Origin of the sequence: Acinetobacter sp. Root1280 (genome assembly GCF_001425285.1) — a bacterium.
GTDB lineage: Bacteria > Pseudomonadota > Gammaproteobacteria > Pseudomonadales > Moraxellaceae > Acinetobacter > Acinetobacter guillouiae.
Genome location: NZ_LMED01000005.1, coordinates 86,563 through 102,637 on the forward strand (window position 1 = coordinate 86,563; position 16,075 = coordinate 102,637).

Below are 16,075 nucleotides of genomic sequence, written 5' to 3' on the forward strand. Positions count from 1 at the left end.
AATTCGACCAAGTCCCAGCCACTGATTTTTTCATCTGTAAGCTAAACCCAAGTAAACTTTAACCAAGAATATGACTTATGACTATTCATGGTAAAATGAGTCTTTACTCATGGATGGAGTGGCGATGACATTTACTCAACTGACTATTTTTGCCATGTTGGCTGAACAGAAAAGCTTTACTGTTACAGCACAGCGTTTGCAAATTTCTCAATCTGCGATTTCTCATGCAATTAAAGGCTTAGAACAAGATTGGTCGGTCACATTGTTTTATCGCAATCATAATGAAGTTGAGTTAACTGAATCGGGTATACGGCTTTTAGTGCATGTGAAAGAAATTTTGAATATTTCCAATGTCCTAAAGCAAGAAATCTCCGATATACAAGGATTTCATTCTGGCACTTTAAGAATTGGATCTTTTGGTGCTTCATCTTCTAATGTACTGATTCCCTTAATTCTAGAAAAATTTAGTTTAAAATATCCAAATATTGAAGTGTTTATTAAAGAAGGAACGGACAAAGATATTACTCAATGGATTCATGATCGTACTATTGATGTTGGATTTGTGGTTTTACCTGAAGAACGCTTTGATACTTTTCCTGTGATTGAGGATATCTTTGTAGCACTTATTCCTAAGTCCTATACACGATCACAACAAAGTGCAGTTCGATTGGATGAATTGGTAGAACATCCTTTTTTAATGACCTCAGCAGGCAGTCAAAACCATGTGACAGAGATGTTTAGAAAAGCCAATTTGAGTCCAAAAATTAAATGTTATTTTTCTCAAATTTTGACCATTATTAATATGGTGAACAATGGTGCTGGTGTTTCAATTGTCGCAGATATGGCCTTGAATAAAGAGTTGATGACACTGTTTCCCAATGTTCAAAAATTACCTTTATCACCGAATATTAAGCGGTCTATTAGTCTGGCAGTGAAGAATAAAAAACAGATGAGTCCAATTACACAGGCATTTATTGATATTGCACAAATGGTTTAGCATTTTATCGTGAGCGTTTCGCAGAAGAATAAAAGATGAGTATAAGCACAGCATGAATGATTTGATTTATAAACTCATAGGACGTCCTAAAACAGCATTTATACTATGTGGCTGTATTGCTAACCTATCCTTATGGGCAATCAGCCATATCAAAAGCTTTAGTATTTTATGGGTACTCGGCTTCTTCGTTTTTACCGCACTTTCTGCATTATCTTTGTCTGTATATTTGATGGAAATTGTTGAGAAAAAGCCAAGATACAAAATCTACTTTCAACTGTTGTTTTACACACTTTTGATCATTTTATATTTAGCATTGAATACTTACAAATCTGTTTTAGATCAGAAATTTTTTCCACGAAGTTTGGTGATGTCTGTGATTGTATTTTTCACAATGTTATTGATGATGAATTTAAGAGTCGTGGTTGGATATAGTTTCGAAAATATTAAAATGTTATGGAAAAGACCGAAATAATTTTACTGCTGATCTCAGTATATCTGATTTGAACGTATTAGTTTATTCAACTAAACAAACAATACTAAACAGGCAATAAAGGAATGTGTTGATGGATTTAGAAACATTACAACGGCAAATCTGCAAAAAATATGAGTCAAAATATATCGAATTTAATCCGTCGGATAGGGTTGCAATTGCATTACAGAGTCTAGGTCAACAACCGATTTATGCAGTTCGAGTTGCGCTACAAAAACAAGACAATGTTTCTTGGTTTATTCACTGTGGAGAATATTCTTCAGCTGATGATTTTTATCAACCGCTGCATGCCTCGCATTTACAGCAATATTTACATGAAATTTTACCTTATTTGGCGCTTGAGCACGGTCATCATGTCATTATTGATAAGTATGGCTATGAAGATGTTTGGATGAATCCAACAAACGACTAAATTTAGCGAATCATCGCAATCTGTATAAAATAATGAATGAATTGACAGTTATAAGGATTAAAAAGCATCTTAATCATGACCAAAAAAAGCGAACCGAAGTTCGCTTTTTTAAAGTGTAAATCAACTATAGAACTTAGAAGAAGCCCATTGCTTTGGTTGAATAGCTAACCAATAAATTCTTGGTTTGTTGATAATGATCGAGCATCATCTTGTGGTTTTCACGGCCAATACCTGATTTCTTATAACCACCGAATGCAGCATGTGCAGGGTAGATATGGTAGCAGTTGGTCCATACACGACCAGCTTCAATCGCACGACCCGCACGATAAGAGGTATGCGCAGAACGCGACCATACACCAGCACCTAAGCCATACATCGTATCATTGGCAATTCGGATCGCATCGTCATAATCTTTAAATGTTGCGACAGAGAGCACTGGTCCAAAAATTTCTTCTTGGAAAATCTTCATACTGTTGTCGCCTTTGAAAATGGTAGGTTCAATATAGAAACCTTGACCGACTTCCTGACGATCACCACCGCCTGTAAGCAGTTGAGCACCTTCAGCACGACCTGTTGCAATACAACCCAAGATTTTGTCTTGTTGCTCTTGAGATGCCTGAGCACCAATCATGGTGTCAGTGTCTAGAGGATGTCCCGTTTTAATGCGTTTTACACGTTCAACTGCCATTTCTAGGAATTTATCTGCAATACTTTCTTGAACCAAGGCACGTGATGGGCAAGTACATACTTCACCTTGGTTTAAAGCGAACATGGCAAAGCCTTCAAGTGCTTTGTCTAAATAATCATCATCTTTATCCATGACATCTTCAAAGAAAATGTTTGGTGATTTACCACCAAGCTCAAGTGTCACAGGAATAATATTTTCAGTTGCATATTGCATGATCATTTGACCAACAGCAGTAGAGCCTGTAAATGCAATTTTAGCAATGCGTGGATTGGTTGCCAGTGGGCGACCCACTTCAACGCCGTAACCATTGACAATATTTAAAACGCCTGGCGGTAAAATATCTTGAATGAGTTCAGCAACAACTAAAATACTTGATGGAGTTTGTTCAGCAGGTTTAAGCACAATACAGTTACCCGCTGCAAGTGCCGGTGCAAGTTTCCATGCTGCCATAAGAATAGGGAAATTCCATGGAATGATCTGACCAACTACACCTAAAGGCTCATGGAAGTGGTAAGCAATGGTATCTTCATCAATTTCAGAAATACCACCTTCTTGTGCACGTAAACAACCTGCAAAATAACGGAAATGGTCAATTGCTAAAGGAATATCGGCTGCCAATGTTTCACGAATTGGCTTACCGTTTTCCCATGTTTCTGCAACTGCGAGTAATTCTAAATTTTCTTCTAAACGATCTGCAATTTTCAGCAGTACATTTGAACGTGTTGTTGGAGAAGCTTTGTTCCATGAAGCTTTGGCTTTATGTGCTGCATCTAATGCAAGTTCGATATCTTCCGCAGAAGAACGTGGAATTTTGGTAAAGGCTTTACCATCTACAGGAGAGACATTATCAAAATATTGCCCTTTAACCGGTGCTACCCATTTGCCATCAATAAAGTTTTCATATTGGGCTTTGAACTGTACTTTTGAACCAGGCTGATTTGGATCTACATAACGCATAAGAGTATCCCTTTACTTATATTCATGATCATTCATGATGTGTTTAATATGGCATGTATGAACAATGATTGTTTACATGATGGTTTGAGCATAGAGAGTCAAAGGTAGGGAAAAGGTTGGATGAAATCCAAGACATATTTGCGCTATGCTTTAATCTTTGGCAATATTTTCTTGTTTATTGGAAAATTGCTAAATATTGGAAAAAATTGGTTTTATTCTACAGCTTTGGTATGAGTTGTGTTGACTGAGGTTAAGCTCACTATGTTAATGTGGTAGAGTAATTTATAAGCAGGTCCGCTGGATAAAAACAACAGAGAAAGGATAGGATATTTTTTAACGAATTACAGAGGAAGTAGCGTATGTTAAGCCAACAAGAGTTATCAAATAAACGGAGTTTAATTGAGCAATTTCGCCAAAGCAGTAGTTTGTCTTTAAAACATGCTGATCAACTCGGGCAGAGTATTGCAAGTTCATGGCAACGTTCCAACTCAGCTGCGATTCCCAAAGATCGTGATGCTGCACCCATGATGAATGTAAAACAAGAAAGAAAAACACTGTTAGAAAAAGCAATCGAACATTGTCGTGATGAATTAACCCATATCGCAGAACAGTCGGCAATGGTTGCTGCAGTAGGGGATATTGGCAGTACCATTATCTGGTCAGCCGCAAGTGGGCAAATGCGCAATGCTGCAGAACGTGTTCATTTTATTGCTGGTGGACAATGGCGAGAAGATTTGGTGGGAACCAATGCTTTGGCACTGTCATTAAAAACCCAACAATCCAGTTGTGTGTTTTCTAATGAACATTTTATGTCTTCGGTGCATGACTGGGTTTGTTATGCCTCTCCAATTATAGATCCATATTCCAAACAAGTTTTAGGGGTAATTGATCTTTCAACCACATGGAATCATCACAATAGTTTGGGATTACTGGCTGCTGAACGCTGTGCCTCAATTATTCAATCGGCATTGCTAGAGTTTCAGCAACAACATTTATTTATCCGGGCTTTTGCTGTGCCACAAGTGTTGTTTAATGGCAAGATCGTGGTACTGACACCACGACAAATTGAAATTTTGACTATTCTTGCGTTGTGTCCACAAGGGATGAATCTGGAAAATTTACATCAAGCGCTGTATGGTGAACGAAAAGTGAGTGTCGGCACATTAAAAGCTGAAATGTCGCAGTTGCGTGATATTTTGGGCGGCATGCTGGGTTCACGGCCTTATCGTTTATTGGCACATGTTGAAGCAGACTTCTTGCAAGCAGAGAATGCTTTAGATGCGGGCTATACCGAATCCGCTTTAAAATTATGCAAAGGTGTATTTTTAGCTAAAACCGAAAGTCCTTTTTTATCTGCATGGCGAGACTGCCTCGAATCACGCCTGAGTGAAGCGATTTTTAAAGCCAATGAAACAGATGCTTTATTAAAACATCTTGCACATTTTCCAGAAGCGATTGATGCCGTTGAACGTCTGATTGAACTTACACCAGTCGGGCATCCTGCTCATCAAATTCTAATGAAATATAAAGATGAACATTGATTTTGCAGGATACTTTTAACTGATCATTCACTTGTAAAGAAGAATGAATTGGCGCTTTTAAAGCTGTTTTTGGGCTAACCAGGAAAAAAGTTGATGATAAACTTCTTTTCTGACTTCTGGTGCCGATAAAACCAAGTCATGCAGTCCATTTTGAATGGTCATGACATTAACGTCGCCCTGTATTTTACCTGCATCCCTGATGATGTCTTTGACCTCTAAAATAACATCAGTGCTTTGAGCATCTCGGTTAAATTTCTTAGGATAGGTTGTTTTGTGAGAATGCATCACCAAGGTTGGTACATTGATCTGTACGCCTGCATGAATTTCTTTTTGCGCTTCAAAAATTGCATGCACAAAGCTTAAATATACTTTGGGGTAAGTTGGTTTTTTCCACTCTAAGCTGAAATCCCATTCGCCTTGCAAATCTTTATGCAGACTGGTGACATACCATTTATTTAATTCACTTGGAAACTTTAAATTAGGTAAGCGTTTACCCAATGCGCTGAGTTTGGGTAGGGCTAATTTTTTCTTCCAAGCAGGCATATTAAAGTCATAAAAAGGACTATTGCACCATAAGGCTTGAAGAAGGGAGTGTTGTGGATAATGTGCTGCATATAATGTTGCGATCAATCCACCTGTAGAATGTCCTGCCAGTAACACCTCAGTGTGGCCTTCCTGACCAATAATCTTTAATGCTTGCATGATTTCTTCATCATATTCATTCAAATTTAAAACATAATAATATTTTTGATGTGGTAGGTAAGAACGACCATATTTTCTTAAATCAAGTGCATAAAAATCATAATCATGTTGATTAAATTGTTCAGCCATTTCTGTTTGAAAGAAATAATCGATAAAACCATGGATATAGAGCACCGCTTTCTTGGTCGCTTGAGCTGCTTGTTTGCGTACCAAAGTCGCAATGACTTTACCATCATAGTCATTTGGTAAGTTTAAGGTTAGTTTTTCATAACCCGTACCAAGGATATCAGGTTGATATTCAGTAGATTGAGTGGTCATAGCGTATTCCTGAATTTTATAGAAAAATGAAATCCGAAAAATTACAGATAGTCTTTTACCAGCGCATAGGATTCATCATATAGTTTTTGTGCCAACTGTATATCTTTGGCTTTGCCTGATTTAAACGCAGGGGTTTGTAAACTCACATAATCACCATTGCGCTTTTCCCATGACGGATCAAAAGCAATTTTTTTAATTAATTCGGCAGGCTTAGATGGTGGAATAAGACCAAGTTTAATTATTGCATATTGCCATTTGGGTAATTCACGATAAATCTCAGAATCTACGCCACCTGGATGTAATGCATTGCTGGTGACATGACTTCCATGTAGTTGTTTGGCGAGGATATTACTAAACAGCAGATTGGCTAATTTACTATTGCCATAGCTCAAAACACCATTGTATTTTTTCACTTGATCCGCGTTAAAGTTTTCAGGTTGGATACGACCTAAAAGATGCATCATTGAAGCCAAATGAATTACACGACCTTGTTGGGCTTTTTGAACCAATGGAAGAAGTTTCAATGTCCAAAGAAAAGGCCCAAGATAATTTACCCCAAACTGTTTTTCAAAACCATCAGCTGTGGCCTCAAGATCAGGTGTCATCATGCCAGCATTGTTGACTAATACATCAATTTTTTCATATTTGGCAATAATTTCATTGGCTGCTTGGTTAATTTGTTCAAGACTATTTAAATCAAGGCGAATCACGTCTACTTGACCTGTACCGAATGATTCTAAGTGCTGTTGTGCTGTTTTTGCTTTCTCTGGATTACGACAAGCAATGATCACATGGTGACCATCCTTAATAAAAGTTTCTGCAGTTGCAAGCCCGATTCCAGTGTTTGCACCCGTGATGATGATGGTTTTACTTGTTGTTGTCATTGCTGAAATAATCCGCTGATGTTTTAAGCATCATAGTCATAGATTTTGACTTTATCAATATATCTGACAATAATGATTGTCATTTTTTGATAAGCGTATAAAAAAGGAATATTACCAAAGTAATATTCCTGAGTATCAAGCACACTTCATTGTATTTGGCCTAAAACACTTGTCAGGCTGACGTAGAACGAAAGGGTATCGTTTTACATTGCTGATTCAAAAATTTTAATGACTTGAGCATCAGTTGCTTTACGTGGATTGGTCAACATACAGGCATCTTTTTGTGCATTTGAGGTCATTACTGCATGATCTTCCGCTTTGACACCCAGTTCAGCTAAGCCAGAAGGGATACCAATAGATGATGATAACTCACGGATTGCTTCAATCGCAGCAAAGGCAGCCTCAGTAACGGTTAAACCCTCTGTATTGACACCCATTAATTGGGCAATTTTTGCATAACGGTCAGGACAAGCAATTAAGTTAAACTCACACACATGCGGTAACAGAATTGCATTACATACGCCGTGTGGAAGGTTATAGAAGCCACCTAATTGATGAGCCATTGCATGTACATAACCTAAAGACGCATTGTTAAATGCCATACCTGCTAAATATTGTGCATATGCCATTGCATCACGTGCTTCAAGATTTTCGCCATTGGCAACAGCAGGGCTTAACCATTCGCTAATCATTGAAATGGCTTTTTCTGCACATGCATCGGTAATTGGGTTTGCAGCAGTTGAAACATAAGCTTCTACAGCATGAGTTAAAGCATCCATACCCGTTGCAGCAGTTAAAGCAGCAGGTTTTGCAATCATGAGTTTAGGATCATCAATTGCAACAAGCGGTGTACAACGCCAGTCAACAATCGCCATTTTTACATGGGTATCTGTATTGGTGATAATACAGAAACGAGTCATTTCAGAAGCAGTTCCCGCTGTCGTATTGATTGCGACAAGCGGTGTCATTGGGACTTTACTTTGATCAATCCCTTCATAATCACGAATATGACCGCCACCTGCGGTAACTAAGCCGATTCCTTTTGCACAGTCATGAGAAGATCCACCACCTAATGACACAATAAAGTCACAGCCATTATTGTTATATTCGTTTACGCCATTGTGTACATTAATATCTGTCGGGTTTGGTTCTGCACCAGGAAAAACATGACTGTCTACACCAGCTTCTTTGAGATAGTCAACAATAATGTCTGCAACACCAAATTTGAATAATCCAGCATCAGTGACGATGAGGGCTTTTTTTGCCCCTAAATTTTGTGCTTTAGCACCGACTTCTTTGGCACAACCTGGACCAAAAAGTGAGACGCATGGGATGTAAAAACCGTTTGTTTGATCTGCTATATTTTTAAAAGCCATGGTGCGATTCCTTCTACCATTGTTATTTCATCATTCCAGAAAGGTGATGATCACCTTGAGGTTGAGTATCAGTTTTGAGGGCTGGATTGAATACCTACTAAACACCTACCAAATTTTAATAATGAAAACTTTAAATTAAGTGTTTGATATTTTTATTTAAAATAAAGTGATGAAGTTTTTCTTTATAATTTTTAAGGTGAAAAGCATACTTGAACGTGAGTTTTGATTAAAAACTACAAAACATATTTTATTTGGTATTTTTTGTTTTGACAGATCATTTTATTTTTAAAAAGTGACGCGTTGAGTTAAATTTTGAGCATAAATTTTAAAATCTATCAAAATAGAATGAATTATCAATTTATGAGAATGTGTATTAATAATAAAAAAGTGAAAAATATGTGAAAAATTTGATATTTCTATACTAGGTCAGCATGGGCTTAAATAGACTTTTTAAATATACCTGTACTGTTAATTTATGCTAAATGATAAAAATAAAATAATGATATATATCATTAATAAGTATTATAGAAAAATTAAAAATAAAAGTGCCAATATTTTTTTTGGATGAGTGTAAATGCTATTGATCAGAATTTTATACATAAATATTGTTTTTTATGTATGTTTTTTAAACAGGTTGCCACGGTTCGGTAATCTCATATTTTAAGGATAAAAAATGAAAAAAATATTAACGTTAAAAAATATTGCTATAGCAACTTCATTATTCGCGATTACCAGCACGAGTTTTGCGGGGGAGTATAAACGCTTTTCAGTATCTGCAGGTTGGTTACATGTCATGCCTCAAGGAAAAGCCAATCCCTTTAATATTAATACCAGTGTTAAAAATGGTACCAATGCAACAGTCGGAAGTATCTCTACAACCAGTTTTTTAAACTCAGTTGATCCTAATGCGATGGGAGAAGACCTAGGCGGAGTGCCATTTAATCAGAAAGAGGTATTAACTGAATTTCTCAATGATGCCTTTATGCAAACCTTATTGACTGATGGTAAGGGGAATATTTTGCCGGAGGTCGCAGGAACCGCAAATATTCATGGCTTGGAAAATTGGCAAGCAAAGGGTACAGGGCTTGAAGTCGATGATGTGGATACACTTGGCTTGATGTTAAATTATTACATCAACGACAATGTTTCTTTGCAACTCATTGGTGGGATTCCTCCAAAAGTTGATATTAAAGGTAAAGGGGAAATCTTGGCACCCCTCACAGGATTAGCCACCTCGCCAAGTGACCTAGTCGGAATTTTATTTCCAGATGGCATTGATTTAAACCAAGCAATTCCAATCACCAATTTAGGCAACAAATCTAAAGCAGCATCAGTGCGTGCATGGACACCAGCGCTTGAAGCGCAATATCAATTTGGTCAATCTGGTGTCAACAAATTACGTCCATATATTGGGGTAGGAGTGATGTACTCTCATTTCACTGATATCAAGTTGAACTCACAAATCAAAAGTGATCTGGTTGCAGCGGGTCATATGATCCAAAATGTTTTAGATGGAAAAGCAGGGGCTGCGTTGGATGGCAAACCTTCTAGTGCAAATCCTTATGTTAGAGTTAAAACGACAGATGCAATTGCACCTATTGTAAGTCTGGGTGCAACCTATGATATTAATGAAAACTGGTTTGGTGTGGCTTCCGTTTCTTATGCCAAGCTCAACAATCAGGCTAAGATAGATGTCGTTGATGCGAATACTGGTAAGCGACTGATTAATTCAACGACAAAAGTTGATATAGATCCTTTGATTACTTATGTTGGTGTGGGGTATCGCTTCTAAAATCAACACTATTTTCCCTAAGAATAGTGAAGATTTTAAATGGTTAGCTTCGGCTAACCATTTTTTGTGTTGAGTAGAGGTCTATGTAAAATTTTGTTAGCGACATGTAGATTGACGAGCAATAAAAAAGCATCCATGAAGGATGCTTTTTTGAAAGTATCGTGCAAAATCCGAGAACTTATTTCTCTACGATTGCAGTTACACCTTGACCACCAGCAGCACAAATCGAAATTAGTACACGACCTGAACCTTTTTGGTTAATCAATTTTGCAGCAGTTGCCAAAATACGACCACCTGTTGCTGCAAATGGATGACCAGCAGCTAAAGAAGAACCTTTAACATTGAGTTTGCTACGGTCAATTGAGCCCAATGGTGCATCTAGACCTAAGCGTTCTTTACAGAACTTAGGATCTTCCCATGCTTTTAAGGTCGAAAGTACTTGTGATGCAAAAGCTTCATGAATTTCATAGTAGTCGAAGTCTTGAAGTTTAATACCCGCACGAGCCAACATACGTGGAACAGCATAAGCAGGTGCCATCAATAAACCTTCTTTCTTATTGACAAAATCTACAGCAGCAGTTTCAGTGAATGTTAAGTACGCGAGTACTTCATGACCATTTGCTTTCGCCCATTCTTCAGAGGCTAAAAGTACAACTGAAGCGCCGTCTGTAAGTGGAGTAGAGTTACCTGCAGTCATTGTTGCAGTATCACCTTTACCAAATGCAGGTTTAAGCTTAGCCAATTTTTCGACTGAAGAATCAGGACGTAAGTTATTGTCTTTGTCTAGACCCATAAATGGTGTGATCAAATCATCGAAGAATCCTTCTTCATATGCTTTGGCCATTTTTTGATGTGAAGATGCAGCAAGTTCATCTTGAGCTTCGCGAGGAATACCCCATTCTAAAGCAGTAATCGCTTGGTGATCACCCATAGATAAACCTGTACGAGGTTCACCATTTTTTGGCGCATCCATCAAGTCCTTAACATTGATTTTAGCTAAGGCTTTTAAACGATCTTTACCTGTTTTTGCAATGTTTAATTCAAGCAATGCTTTACGTAAGCCGTCACCAAATGCGATCGGTGCATCAGAGGTGGTATCTACACCACCAGCAATACCCACTTCAATTTGGCCTAATGCAATTTTGTTTGCAACAAGGAAAGCTGCTTGTAAGCCAGTACCACATGCTTGTTGAATATCATAAGCAGGGGTTTCAGGGGCAAGTTGAGTATTTAAAACACATTCACGTGTCATGTTGAAATCACGGCTATGTTTTAGAACTGCACCAGCAACAACTTCACCTAAACGTTGACCTTGAAGGTTAAAACGTTCAATTAAACCGTTTAAAGACGCAGTAAGCATGTCAATGTTTGACGCTCGGAAATAAGGGCCATTTGAACGTGCAAAAGGAATACGGTTACCGCCAATAATTGCTACGCGACGTACAGTGTTTTGACTCATAATTTTATCCTGCTGACCAGAAGTTTGAGTTTTAGAAGATGAAGCTGTTGTAACTTTTTTTGCCGTCGATGCTGTTGCTTTGCTACGTGAAGCAGCTGCTGGTGCACGAGTCGGTTTTTTAGTCGTGTTGGCTGCATTGGCATTTGTAGAATTTGTGTTGCTACTTTTACTCGTACGAGTACGAGGTTTTGATGTATTTGACACAGTTTCTTGTACAGTGCTTTCAGCGTTTGAATTTTCTTGAGTTGTTTTGCTCATAAGGCTTTTCCAAGCATGTTCGCAATATTCTTAGTGCTTACATTAACATAATTGGCTATGACTCGAATTGACTATAATGACATTTGCATATTCTTTCAGGTCAAGTCATCATTTTGGCAACTCAAGTATGATTTAACTGAAACTTATGGGTCATAGAGATGATAGTGTTGTTGACGATTCCTCTAAGCCTTGCGCGAAGAACAACGCAAGCCATTTAAGAAAGCGCAACACAGCTAAATATCTGAGATTATACTGCAGTTAAAAGATAGCTTAAGCCCCATACAAAATTAATTTGATGAGAGATAAGAAACATGTCTGACCAATACCAAGCATTTGCTAAATCTCCAATTGGTAAATTTGTCATAAAAAATTTAGGTTTACCATCACCAATCCAGCTAGACCGCTTTGAGTCAGCCACTCCTGTCGTTAAAGGTGCTGTATTATTCGGTGCGGCTCCAAAGAGTCATTTTACTGGTGAAGTTGCGCAGGTTCTTAGTAATATTCATGCCAACACTTATGCAGGGAATAACGCAGAGTTACAACAAGCTGCGGCAAAATCTGGTTTGAATGTTGGTGCTTTTAATGAAGGCGATAAAGAATCAAAATTCAAAGCAGTGATATTTGATGCATCAGGGATTCAAAATTCAGAACAATTACATGAACTACACAAGTTTTTTAATCCTGTTGCTCGTCAAATTGCAACATCAGGTCGTGTAATTATTATTGGTTTAACACCTGAAACTGCACCAACGATTAAGCAAGCGATTGCACAACGTGCATTAGAAGGGTTTGTTAAATCGGTTGGTAAAGAGTTTAAGAAAGGAATTGCTGCTGATCTTATTCTGGTTGATGCAGATGCTGCACAAAACTTGGAATCAAGTTTACGTTTTGCAATTTCTCCACGTTCAGCATACGTATCGGGTCAAGTGATTCGCGTATCTAAAGGTGATGTGATTGATATCGATTGGGCAAAACCGCTTGCAGGAAAAACTGCATTAGTAACAGGTGCAAGCCGTGGTATTGGTGAAGCGATTGCACATGTATTGGCACGTGATGGTGCACATGTAATTTGTTTAGATGTTCCACCACAGCAAGCAGACCTTGACCGTGTTGCAAGTGAAATCGGTGGTTCTACACTCGCAATTGATATCACTGCTGCTGATGCTGGTGAAAAAATCAAAGCTGCGGCAGCTCAACAAGGTGGTTTAGATATCATCGTACATAATGCGGGTATTACACGTGATAAAACTTTGGCAAATATGAAGCCAGAGATGTGGGATCTGGTGATTAATATCAACTTATCTGCTGCTGAACGTATTAACGATTATTTATTGTCAAATGATGGTTTAAATGCAAATGGTCGTATCGTTTGCGTATCTTCAATTTCAGGTATTGCTGGTAACTTAGGTCAAACCAACTATGCTGCATCAAAAGCAGGTGTCATTGGTTTGGTGAAATTTACTGCGCCTGTGTTAAAAAATGGTATTACCATTAATGCTGTAGCGCCGGGTTTCATTGAAACTCAAATGACAGCGGCAATTCCATTTGCAATCCGTGAAGCGGGTCGTCGTATGAACTCAATGAGTCAAGGTGGTTTACCTGTTGATGTTGCTGAAACAATTGCTTTATTTGCATCTTCAGCATCTACAGGATTAAATGGTAATGTTGTGCGTGTTTGTGGTCAAAGCTTATTGGGTGCATAATCACGCATAAGTGAAGTCCTGTTTCGTTTAGGGGATTATGGCGAAGAGATTATTTGTTTATTTAAATAACACTCTCACTGGCTTTCTCTTGAACGAAATCAGGATGTTTAAGCTGTATCATCCGTTAATTTCCAACTGAAATGTTGGATTTTTTAAATGTTGAATAAGAATTAATTTTTCAAAGGTCCAGTATGAATACTCGCCATTTTAGTCAACTTCCTAAGCCATATTTAGCTTATCCAAAAGTGATTCAGGGTTTAATTTTTAAAAAGCCAAAAGGTGAAAAAGTTCTGCCGCAAGTTGAATATGTGGTTGATTCATTCAAAATTGATCCCAATCATTTAAAAGCATATAACGAAGTGTGTGGCTTTAAAAATAATGGGTATATTCCCGCAATTTATTTAGCTGTTTTATCGCAAAGTTTACAAATGCATATGATGACCTCTGAAGCATTTCCTTTTGCAATTTTAGGCTTGGTGCATATTCGTAATCAAATTAAGCAAACACGTAAAATTGGTGTTAATGAACAGCTAACTTTATCTTGTCAATTTGGTGAGTTAAAACCACATGACAAAGGGGTTCAATTCGATTTCATCACGACTGCTAAAGTTGGCGGTGAAGTGGTCATGCAAGGATTAACCACTTATTTAGCGCGTCAAAAGACTGATGGTTCAGTTGCAGAAAAACCAAAAGATAAAAAAGAACCAAATTATCAAGTTCAGGCGGTTTGGGAAGTTCCTGAAAATACTGGTCGTCGTTATGCTATGACATCAGGCGACTTTAACTTGATTCATATCCATGCATTGACGGCAAAAGCATTTGGCTTTAAACAAGCGATTGCTCATGGGATGTGGAGTAAGGCACGTGTTCTTGCTGGGCTAAACTTACCAGAAGCTTATGAAGCAGATGTATTGTTTAAATTGCCGATGTATTTACCTTCAACAGTAGAGCTTTTAACTGCGCAAGAAGGTAAAACAACTGACTTTTTGATTCGTAATCAAAAATCACAAAAACCTCATGTTTCTGGTGTGGTTAACGCTTTATAAGATAAAATATAAAGCCTGAGTCGAGATGATTCAGGCTTTTTTAATTAAAAAAGTTATGATTAAAAAAATAGGATAGAGCGATGAGCAGTTTAACGGACATTATTTTTGCGAATACGAAAAATTATCAGGGCTATGTGGATGAGCGTTTTCAAGATCTCGCTGTTCAATTTAGCCGTTTGCAGGATGGTCGTAGCGAAAATGGTGGTGCTGCTTTAACTGTTTATTTTCAAAATGAAAAAGTTGTCGATATATATACGGGTAAAAAATCAAAAACTGAGCAATGGAATGAGCAAACCTTGTCGGTTTGTTATTCCACGGGGAAAGGTGTACTGGCAACACTCGCGCACATTTTGGTGAGCGAAGGTTTCTTAGACTACGATACACCTATTGTTAATTTTTGGCCTGAATTTGCTCAAAATGGTAAAGAGAATATGACTTTACGTCATATTTTGAGCCATCAAAGTGGCTTATACGATATTCGAAATATCATTGCTAGTGCAGTTGAAATGGCCGATTGGCAGCATATGCTCAAGGTGATGGAGCAGGCCACACCTCGTTTTGCTGTAGCAACCGATATTGCATATCAGGCATTAACATTTGGCTGGTTGGTGGGTGGTGTTTTAGAGAAAGCAACGCAACAATCTTTAACACAGTTAATGCAGAAGTATTTGGTTGAACCACTACAACTTGATGGTGCATATTTTGGTGTGCCTGAAGCTGAGTTAAATCGTGTGGCTCGTTTAATTCAAAAAGCAGCACCTGTACAAAAAACAGAAACAAAATCCAGTAAAAGCAAAACTAAGTACCATAAAACGTCATTTTCAGATAAATTAGTTGAATTAACTGGACAAAATCCGCAAGACTTTTTAGATGCCATGGTACCAAAAGGGATGCGTGATTTTAGTTTTTTTAGTGACCAAGGGCTTCAAGCGATTATTCCAGCGGCCAATGGTGTATTTAGCGCCAATAGTCTTGCAAAAGTTTATGCCATGATGGCAAATAAAGGGGTTTGGGAAGGAAAAGTTTTAATTCGCCCTGAAATATTTGCAGAGTTAAGTCAAATCCAATCGATTAAACGAGATCGCGTGATGCCAATTCCTATGAAATGGCGTTTAGGCTACCACCGTGTGATTAGTATGGGTAAACGTGCCAAGCAAGGCTTTGGTCATATTGGATATAACGGTTCTGGGGCGTGGTGTGATCCGCAACGAGGGCTTAGTTTTGCCTATACTCATAATTTTGCCATTGGTTCAATCACAGGCGATTATCGTCTTTGGGGACTGACCCAAGAAACATTACGTTGCGCTGATGGTTTACTTAAGGGAAGTAAAGGCTGGTTCTAAATATTAAGGTCAAAGCGATTGAAATTTTATAGAAGGTTAGATGGCTGAGTCTTATAGTGCAAAAGAGTTAAAAATAAGGACTTTAAACAGCGGCATATAGATTCATCTA

Annotated in this window: 13 protein-coding genes; 8 read left to right on the forward strand and 5 right to left on the reverse strand. The window is 37.9% G+C overall.

Annotated elements, in window-relative coordinates:
• The first annotated feature begins 124 nt into the window (after positions 1-124).
• From ASC84_RS06545 to ASC84_RS06555, 3 genes are all read left to right on the forward strand, one after another.
• Complete coding sequence (locus ASC84_RS06545; protein ID WP_056512845.1) at positions 125-997, forward strand: LysR family transcriptional regulator; 873 nt, start codon at positions 125-127, stop codon at positions 995-997.
• Between the two features lie 52 nt (positions 998-1,049).
• Entirely contained in the window at positions 1,050-1,469 is a 420-nt protein-coding gene (locus tag ASC84_RS06550) for a hypothetical protein (protein WP_004719511.1), read from the forward strand.
• A 91-nt stretch (positions 1,470-1,560) separates the two neighbouring features.
• Positions 1,561-1,899: a hypothetical protein gene (locus tag ASC84_RS06555; RefSeq protein ID WP_056512779.1), complete on the forward strand. Its 339-nt coding sequence runs from the start codon at positions 1,561-1,563 to the stop codon at positions 1,897-1,899.
• Between the two features lie 133 nt (positions 1,900-2,032).
• Here the strand turns inward: ASC84_RS06555 and ASC84_RS06560 are convergent, their stop codons facing one another.
• Positions 2,033-3,544, reverse strand: a complete 1,512-nt coding sequence (locus tag ASC84_RS06560) for an aldehyde dehydrogenase family protein (RefSeq protein WP_004719517.1) — start codon at positions 3,542-3,544, stop codon at positions 2,033-2,035.
• Between the two features lie 359 nt (positions 3,545-3,903).
• Here ASC84_RS06560 and ASC84_RS06565 point away from each other — a divergent pair, with 359 nt between their 5' ends.
• Complete coding sequence (locus tag ASC84_RS06565; RefSeq protein WP_056512780.1) at positions 3,904-5,085, forward strand: hypothetical protein; 1,182 nt, start codon at positions 3,904-3,906, stop codon at positions 5,083-5,085.
• A gap of 57 nt (positions 5,086-5,142) precedes the next feature.
• On the opposite strand, the gene ASC84_RS06570 is transcribed toward ASC84_RS06565, so the two are convergent.
• The 3 genes from ASC84_RS06570 to ASC84_RS06580 form a co-directional block, all read right to left on the reverse strand.
• Positions 5,143-6,105: an alpha/beta hydrolase gene (locus ASC84_RS06570; RefSeq protein WP_056512783.1), complete on the reverse strand. Its 963-nt coding sequence runs from the start codon at positions 6,103-6,105 to the stop codon at positions 5,143-5,145.
• Between the two features lie 41 nt (positions 6,106-6,146).
• Positions 6,147-6,989 (reverse strand): SDR family oxidoreductase, encoded by an 843-nt coding sequence (locus tag ASC84_RS06575; protein ID WP_056512785.1) that lies wholly within the window; start codon positions 6,987-6,989, stop codon positions 6,147-6,149.
• 203 nt (positions 6,990-7,192) lie between these two features.
• Positions 7,193-8,365: an iron-containing alcohol dehydrogenase gene (locus ASC84_RS06580; protein WP_056512789.1), complete on the reverse strand. Its 1,173-nt coding sequence runs from the start codon at positions 8,363-8,365 to the stop codon at positions 7,193-7,195.
• A 673-nt stretch (positions 8,366-9,038) separates the two neighbouring features.
• Between ASC84_RS06580 and ASC84_RS06585 the strand changes: the two genes are divergently transcribed.
• The gene (locus ASC84_RS06585) at positions 9,039-10,157 is read left to right on the forward strand and encodes an OmpW family protein (RefSeq protein ID WP_056512793.1); all 1,119 of its coding nucleotides are present in this window, start codon (positions 9,039-9,041) and stop codon (positions 10,155-10,157) included.
• Between the two features lie 178 nt (positions 10,158-10,335).
• On the opposite strand, the gene ASC84_RS06590 is transcribed toward ASC84_RS06585, so the two are convergent.
• Positions 10,336-11,874 (reverse strand): acetyl-CoA C-acetyltransferase, encoded by a 1,539-nt coding sequence (locus ASC84_RS06590; protein ID WP_056512794.1) that lies wholly within the window; start codon positions 11,872-11,874, stop codon positions 10,336-10,338.
• A gap of 311 nt (positions 11,875-12,185) precedes the next feature.
• On the opposite strand from ASC84_RS06590, the gene ASC84_RS06595 reads away from it, so the two are divergent.
• The 3 genes from ASC84_RS06595 (at position 12,186) to ASC84_RS06605 (ending at position 15,966) form a co-directional block, all read left to right on the forward strand.
• Entirely contained in the window at positions 12,186-13,577 is a 1,392-nt protein-coding gene (locus tag ASC84_RS06595) for a 3-oxoacyl-ACP reductase (RefSeq protein ID WP_004822281.1), read from the forward strand.
• A gap of 191 nt (positions 13,578-13,768) precedes the next feature.
• Positions 13,769-14,623 (forward strand): MaoC/PaaZ C-terminal domain-containing protein, encoded by an 855-nt coding sequence (locus ASC84_RS06600; protein ID WP_056512797.1) that lies wholly within the window; start codon positions 13,769-13,771, stop codon positions 14,621-14,623.
• Between the two features lie 80 nt (positions 14,624-14,703).
• On the forward strand, positions 14,704-15,966 hold the full coding sequence (locus ASC84_RS06605) for a serine hydrolase (RefSeq protein ID WP_056512800.1): 1,263 nt from the start codon (positions 14,704-14,706) through the stop codon (positions 15,964-15,966).
• Positions 15,967-16,075 lie beyond the last annotated feature (109 nt).